The sequence below is a fragment of the Bacteroidia bacterium genome, assembly GCA_025056095.1.
Lineage (GTDB): Bacteria > Bacteroidota > Bacteroidia > JANWVE01 > JANWVE01 > JANWVE01.
Map to the genome: position 1 here is coordinate 1 of JANWVW010000050.1, position 7,291 is coordinate 7,291.

General features: G+C 39.2%; 4 protein-coding genes. 3 read left to right on the forward strand and 1 reads right to left on the reverse strand.

The features are described 5' to 3' along the window. Positions 1 to 95: 95 nt before the first annotated feature. Positions 96 to 698, forward strand: coding sequence for a riboflavin synthase (locus NZ519_05705; GenBank protein ID MCS7028244.1), 603 nt, complete (start codon positions 96 to 98; stop codon positions 696 to 698). Between the two features lie 81 nt (positions 699 to 779). After that, positions 780 to 2,348, forward strand: coding sequence for a F0F1 ATP synthase subunit alpha (gene atpA, locus NZ519_05710; GenBank protein MCS7028245.1), 1,569 nt, complete (start codon positions 780 to 782; stop codon positions 2,346 to 2,348). A gap of 79 nt (positions 2,349 to 2,427) precedes the next feature. Here the strand turns inward: atpA and NZ519_05715 are convergent, their stop codons facing one another. After that, positions 2,428 to 3,099 (reverse strand): hypothetical protein, encoded by a 672-nt coding sequence (locus tag NZ519_05715; GenBank protein MCS7028246.1) that lies wholly within the window; start codon positions 3,097 to 3,099, stop codon positions 2,428 to 2,430. 170 nt (positions 3,100 to 3,269) lie between these two features. On the opposite strand from NZ519_05715, the gene rpoB reads away from it, so the two are divergent. Further along, a complete protein-coding gene (gene rpoB / locus NZ519_05720; protein MCS7028247.1) occupies positions 3,270 to 7,148 on the forward strand; it encodes a DNA-directed RNA polymerase subunit beta in 3,879 nt (1,292 codons plus the stop codon). Positions 7,149 to 7,291 lie beyond the last annotated feature (143 nt).

Consider the following 7,291-nt stretch of genomic DNA (forward strand, 5'->3'; position numbering starts at 1 on the left):
CCGAAGCGAAGCGTAGTGCGGAATGCCCCGACCCTTGCGTCAGCAAGGGGCACGCCCAAAAAAATAAAATCATTTTCTAAACTATATTTGTACCTATGTTCACAGGAATTGTCATAGGATACAGCACGGTTGTTGATATTCAAGCCCAAGGTACAAATAAGCATTTTACTTTGAAAAATCCAATAGTGCCTACCTTACAGATTGATCAGTCTGTGGCTCACGATGGCGTTTGCTTGACCGTAGTAGAGATAGACCCTACCCATAGCACATACAAAGTTACCGCAGTTAAAGAAACTTTATCTCGGACTACGCTTCAATACTGGCAAGTAGGCGATAAAATAAACATTGAATTAAGCATGAAACCTAATAGCTTTATGGATGGACATATTGTGCAAGGGCATGTAGATACCATAGGTAAAGTAATACAGATACAGGAACAAGACGGCAGCTGGATGTACGCCTTTGAGTACGATAAAAAGTACATGCCCTTGGTAGTAGAAAAAGGTTCTATTGCTGTAAATGGAATTTCTTTGACCGTTGTCAGTGCGGTAGAGAATACATTTTCTGTGGCTATTATACCTTACACTTACCAAAATACAAATATACACGCACTTAAAGTAGGTCAGTATGTAAATCTTGAGTTTGATGTTATTGGTAAGTACGTTCAACGATATTTAGAAGCTATGAAGTTGAAATGAAGTTAGCATTTTGGTAAAATAACATGGAGTTTTGTATATGTATAGAACTTTACTTTTATATTTGCGAAAATTTAAGGACTTATGGCAGAAATCAGACCAGATGAAGTGTCGGCAATTCTTCGCAGCCAGCTTGCAGGCGTAAAAACAGATGCCGAACTTGAAGAAATAGGGGTAGTTCTGCAAGTAGGGGATGGGATTGCCCGAATATTCGGCTTAACACAAGTTCAAGCAGGTGAACTCATAGAGTTCTCTAACGGAGTAAAAGGTATGGCACTTAACCTTGAAGAGGATAATGTAGGTGCTGTGTTGTTTGGTACATCAGAAGGGATAAAAGAAGGAGACACTGTAAAGAGAACTAAAAAAATTGCTTCTATTCCTGTTGGAGAAGGACTTTTAGGAAGAGTAATTAACCCACTTGGGCAGCCGATTGATGGAAAAGGACCTATTTCAGGAGATTTGATAGACCTTCCTTTGGAAAGAAAAGCCCCTGGGGTAATTTACAGACAACCTGTTAAAGAACCTTTGCAAACAGGTATCAAAGCTATTGATGCTATGATACCTATCGGAAAAGGGCAAAGGGAGTTGATTATTGGCGATAGACAGACAGGCAAAACCGCCGTTGCAATTGACACAATTATCAACCAAAGTAGATTGAATGAAGGGGTAATTAGTATTTACGTAGCCACAGGACAAAAAGGAAGTACAGTAGCCCAAATTGTACGTGTTTTAGAAAAATATGACGCAATGAAAAACACGATTGTAGTAGTGGCTACGGCTTCAGATCCTGCACCTCTTCAATTTATCGCACCGTTTGCAGGGGCTACTATCGGCGAATATTTCCGAGATACAGGCAGACATGCCCTTGCTATTTATGATGACCTTTCTAAACAAGCTGTAGCTTACCGTGAAATTTCTTTGCTGCTTAGACGCCCCCCTGGTCGCGAAGCTTACCCAGGTGATGTATTTTATTTGCACAGCCGTTTGCTTGAACGTGCCGCTCGCATCAACGATAATACAGAAGTAGCTCGTAGAATGAACGACTTACCTGATGCGTTAAAACCCTTAGTAAAAGGTGGAGGTTCGCTAACTGCATTACCTATCATTGAAACCCAAGCAGGAGATGTATCTGCATATATCCCTACTAACGTAATTTCTATCACAGATGGACAAATATTTTTAGAGAGTGGCTTATTTAACTCGGGTGTTCGTCCTGCTATTAACGTAGGTATTTCCGTATCTCGCGTGGGCGGAAACGCCCAAATTAAGTCAATGAAAAAAGTAGCAGGTACGCTCAAATTAGATTTGGCACAATATCGTGAGTTAGAAGCTTTTGCAAAGTTTGGTTCAGACTTAGATGCTACCACTCGTATGCGATTAGAGAGAGGAAAACGAGCTGTAGAATTGCTCAAACAACCTCAATACAATCCTATACCTGTTGAGGAGCAAATTGCTGCAATTTATGTGGTTACAAAAGGTTTATTAGACTCTATTCCTGCTGAAAGAGTAAGAGAGTTTGAGACTCAGTTTATATTCCGACTAAGAAGTCAGCACAATGATGTTTTAGAAAGTTTGAAAAAAGGTAAGATAGAAGAAGCAGAGATGAGTGTGCTGGAAAGTGTAGCTAAGGAAGTGGTAAATAGCTTGAAGTGAGGAGGGTTGTTTAGTTTGTTGGGCGCCCCGCTTTGCGGGGCGCCCAACGTTATTTTCTACAATAAGAACCTATTTCAAATCAAGTTTTCATTTTTTTACTCATTTCTTCAAATAAATTCTCGTAGTTAGAAGCTATCTTTTTGTCTAGCACCTCCATAAAACACAGCATTCGTTCCTTATCTTGGTCAGAGAAAGGGCTACTTTGTGTTATTTTTTGCATGATTTGGTCTAATAAAGAAACTAACTTTTCAGGCTTGAGATAATCATAAATTCTTTTCTCTGCAGCAAAGCGAACAATTTTTTGTGAAAGTCCTTCAAAATCATAGTAATATATCTGTTCCATGTACTTCTGTATCTTCTCAGGGCAAACCTCATCAAAATTTTTGTAAAACTCTTCTACTAAATAGGGATATAAACGAATAAGCACAATATCTATGGCAATCTCTATCCCTACATGAACAAGAAAAAATTTTCTTTTTACATTTTCAGAAAGTTTGGCTTTTCTTATCTCTCGGTTTGCCCAATCACACATTTCTAAAAAATAAGAACTGTTATGAAAAATTTTATCTGCTAAAAAATGTTTTTGTAAGCCAGTTTTGAACCAATGTTTTTCTATACTGTCATTAGGTTCATGTTTAGGTGCATACAAATTCAGCTGTGTGTGCCATAAATCAGGGATAGCTAAACCTACCATAAGGTAAGCATTATCTTTGTTTGCTTGTTCTAAATAAAAGTGAGAGATAAAATTCACAAAGACAAAAATTGACTTAAAGAATTACAAAAATCATGCTTTACTTAGACCGTACATTTTTTATTTTTTGAAAGAGTAAATAAAATTCTTGTCAATACTTGAACAAACTCAAAAAAATATTACTAACTTTGCGGCTTGCTTAACAGCTATAAGTTGCAGCTTAAATAAATATGTGCGCAAAAGCTAAGTCATCTACGAAATCCGAAGTAAATCTTACTCCGGAAGGGCGTATCAATTTTGGTAAAGTAAAGCCTATTTTTGATTATCCCGACTTTTTAGATGTACAAATACAGTCATTCAAGCAGTTTCTACAAATTGAAACCACTCCTGATAATCGTGCTTCAGAAGGTTTGAACAAAGTATTTCAGGAGAACTTCCCAATTACCGATTCACGCGAAAACTTCAAGTTAGAGTTTCTTGACTACTTTGTTGACCCTCCGCGCTACTCAATCGAAGAATGCCAAGAAAGAGGACTAACTTACTCTGTGCCCTTGAAAGCCCGTTTGAGATTATCTTGCAACGACCCTGAAAATGAGGATTTTCAAACTGTAGAGGAAGAAGTCTTTTTAGGCAATATTCCGTATATGACTCCGAAAGGCACTTTCATTATCAACGGTGCTGAAAGAGTTATTGTTAGTCAGCTGCATCGCTCACCAGGTGTATTTTTTGGTTCTACTAAACATCCGAACAACAAAAAACTCTATTCTGCTCGCGTCATTCCATTCAAAGGATCTTGGATAGAGTTCTCCACAGATATCAATGACGTACTGTATGCTTATATTGACCGTAAAAAGAAATTCCCTGTAACTACATTACTTCGTGCTATTGGATATGGCACCGACAAAGAAATTCTAGAGCTATTTGGACTAGCCGAAGAAATAAAAAACAATAAAAAAGAACTCAAAAAAGCTGTAGGCAGAAAACTAGCTGCACGCGTACTAAGAACTTGGATAGAGGACTTCGTAGATGAAGATACAGGCGAACTTATTTCTATTCAGAGAGATGAGGTTATTTTTGAACGCGACCATGTACTAAGAGAAGAGGATATTGAGGTTATATTAGAACAAACCGATATAGAGTCTATTATTGTTGTCCCTGAAAAAGCCAACATTAACGAATATCAAATTATATTTAACACTTTGCAAAAAGATAGTGCTAACTCTGAAAAGCAAGCTATTGAGCTTATTTATCGCCAATTACGGAATACAGATGCTCCTGATGATGAAACAGCAAAAGGAATAATTGAACGCCTATTCTTCTCTGAAAAACGATATGATTTAGGTGAAGTAGGCCGCTATCGCATCAACAAAAAGCTTTCAGGTTATGGTATAGATCCAAATGGAAAGAGCTTAGTACTCACACGAGAAGATATTGTGGCTATTATTAGACATTTGATTGACCTTACTAACAACAAATATATTGTAGATGATATAGACCATCTTTCTAATCGTAGAGTGCGCACTGTGGGTGAGCAATTATATGCACAATTTAGTACAGGTTTAGCACGTATGGGTCGCACTATACGCGAACGCATGAATATACGCGATAATGAAGTATTTCGCCCACAAGACCTGATTAACGCCAGAACTCTTTCAAGTGTTATTAACTCTTTCTTTGGCACTAGCCAACTTAGCCAGTTTCTTGACCAAACCAACCCCTTAGCAGAGCTTACTAACAAACGCCGTGTGTCTGCCTTAGGACCAGGTGGGCTATCTCGGGAAAGAGCAGGTTTTGAAGTAAGAGATGTACATTACACACATTATGGGCGCTTGTGCCCTATTGAAACGCCCGAAGGACCCAACATTGGCTTAATCTCTTCTCTCTGTGTGTATGCCAAAGTCAATAGCATGGGCTTTATTGAAACACCGTATCGTGTAGTAAAGGATGGTAAAGCTACCCAGGAAGTAGTCTATCTTAGTGCAGAGGAAGAAGATGGACAAAAAATCTGTACTGCAAATACGCCTATTAAAGAAGATGGAAGATTCTGTGATGAATATGTAAAAGTACGCTACGAGGGCGACTTTCCGATAACTCATGTAAAAGATGTCAAATACATGGACATTGGTACGAATCAAATTGTGGGAGTAGCTGCTTCTTTAATCCCATTTTTAGAGCATAATGACGCTAACCGCGCTCTGATGGGATCTAATATGCAACGCCAAGCTGTACCTTTACTTCGCCCCGAAGCACCGATTGTAGGAACAGGCTTAGAAGGTAGAGTAGCTATTGATTCCCGTGCTGTTCTTTTAGCCGAAGGAGATGGTGAAGTCATTTATGTAGATGCTAATAAAATTGTCATTCGTTATGATAGAACTGAAATAGAAGAGTTGGTATCCTTTGATGGTCCTGAAAAAGAATACAAACTGACTAAGTTTAAGCGAACAAACCAAGACACTTGCATAAACATGGTACCTATTGTCCGTAAGGGCGATAGAGTAAAGAAAAAGCAGCCCCTGACCGAAGGTTTCTGTACACAAAATGGAGAACTTGCACTTGGCAAAAATCTTCTAGTGGCTTTTATGCCTTGGCAGGGCTATAACTTTGAAGATGCGATTGTAATTTCAGAAAGAGTAGTTTCTGAAGACATTTTCACTTCGATTCACATTGAAGAGTTTGAAATGCAAGTAAGGGACACAAAGCGTGGTGAGGAAGAACTCACAGCCGAAATCCCTAACGTAAGCGAAGAAGCTACTAAAAACCTTGATGAAAATGGTATAGTGCGCATTGGGGCTGAAGTCAAAGAAGGCGATATTTTGATTGGTAAAATTACTCCAAAAGGTGAAACCGACCCAACTCCTGAAGAAAAATTATTACGAGCTATATTCGGTGATAAAGCGGGTGATGTAAAAGACGCATCCCTTAAAGCTCCTCCAGGGTTAGTAGGTGTAGTGATTGACAAAAAACTATTCACTCGCCAAAGAAAAGAAGTATCCAGCCGAAAAGAAGATAAAATTCTATTAGCTAAGCTAGAAGCCCAACACTTCAAAAACCAAAAAGCACTAGACAACACAATGTTTGAAAAACTCTGTGCCCTCTTAGAAGTAGATAATCCAAACTCAAAAATCAGGGCAAAATCTGTTAAAAATAAATTTGGTGAAATAAAAGTACAACCAGGTACCAAGTTTACGGCCAAGGTATTACAGGATTTGAGAGATGAAAATAAGTACATAGAAATGGTGTCCCGAGATTGGACTAATGATGATAAGGTAAACGAAGCCATAAAACAGCTCTTTAACAACTATGTTCTTCGGTATAATGAATTAGAAGGCAAATACAAACGCGAAAAACATTACATAGCTGTGGGCGATGAATTGCCACAGGGCATCATGCAGTTAGCTAAGGTGTATGTAGCTAAAAAACGTAAACTTCGCGTTGGAGATAAGTTGGCAGGGCGCCATGGTAATAAAGGTGTAGTAGCTAAAATTGTTCGCCCCGAAGACATGCCTTTCCTAGCTGATGGCACTCCTGTGGATATTGTACTCAATCCTTTGGGAGTACCTTCCCGTATGAACCTCGGACAAATTTATGAAACCTTATTAGGTTGGGCAGGGCAAAAACTAGGTGTCAAGTTTGCTACGCCTGTATTTGATGGCGCTAAATATGAGGATGTTCAGGAATATTTGAGAAAAGCAGGGCTACCCGAAGATGGTAGAGTACAACTATACGATGGACAAACAGGCGAACCTTTTGACCAAAAAACTACCGTAGGTGTCATTTACATGCTCAAACTTGGACACATGGTAGAAGATAAAATGCACGCTCGTTCTATTGGTCCTTACTCGCTCATTACGCAGCAACCTTTGGGTGGTAAAGCCCAATTCGGTGGTCAGCGATTCGGTGAAATGGAAGTATGGGCATTGGAAGCATTCGGCGCTGCGCATATTCTTCAAGAGATTATTACCTACAAATCTGATGATGTTATCGGTAGAGCGAAAGTGTATGAAGCGATTGTTAAAGGGGATAATATTCCCGAACCGAATGTTCCTGAATCTTTCAATGTACTCATACACGAATTGAGGGGCTTAGGGCTTGAAATTACTTTGGAATAAGTCAACAAGTATAAAAAAATTTGATTCTTTTTGGGCGTGCCCCTTGCTAACGCAAGGGTCGGGGCATTCCGCACTACGCTTCGCTTCGGTGCTTCGCTAACGCTTCGCACTGCCTAACGGCATGCTCCATGCCCCTCACGCAA

Excerpts from the sequence above, each read along its gene's own strand:
- rpoB (MCS7028247.1), top strand. The coding sequence starts at position 3,270 with ATGTGCGCAAAAGCTAAGTCATCTACGAAATCCGAAGTAAATCTTACT.
- NZ519_05705 (MCS7028244.1), top strand. The coding sequence starts at position 96 with ATGTTCACAGGAATTGTCATAGGATACAGCACGGTTGTTGATATTCAA.
- atpA (MCS7028245.1), top strand. The coding sequence starts at position 780 with ATGGCAGAAATCAGACCAGATGAAGTGTCGGCAATTCTTCGCAGCCAG.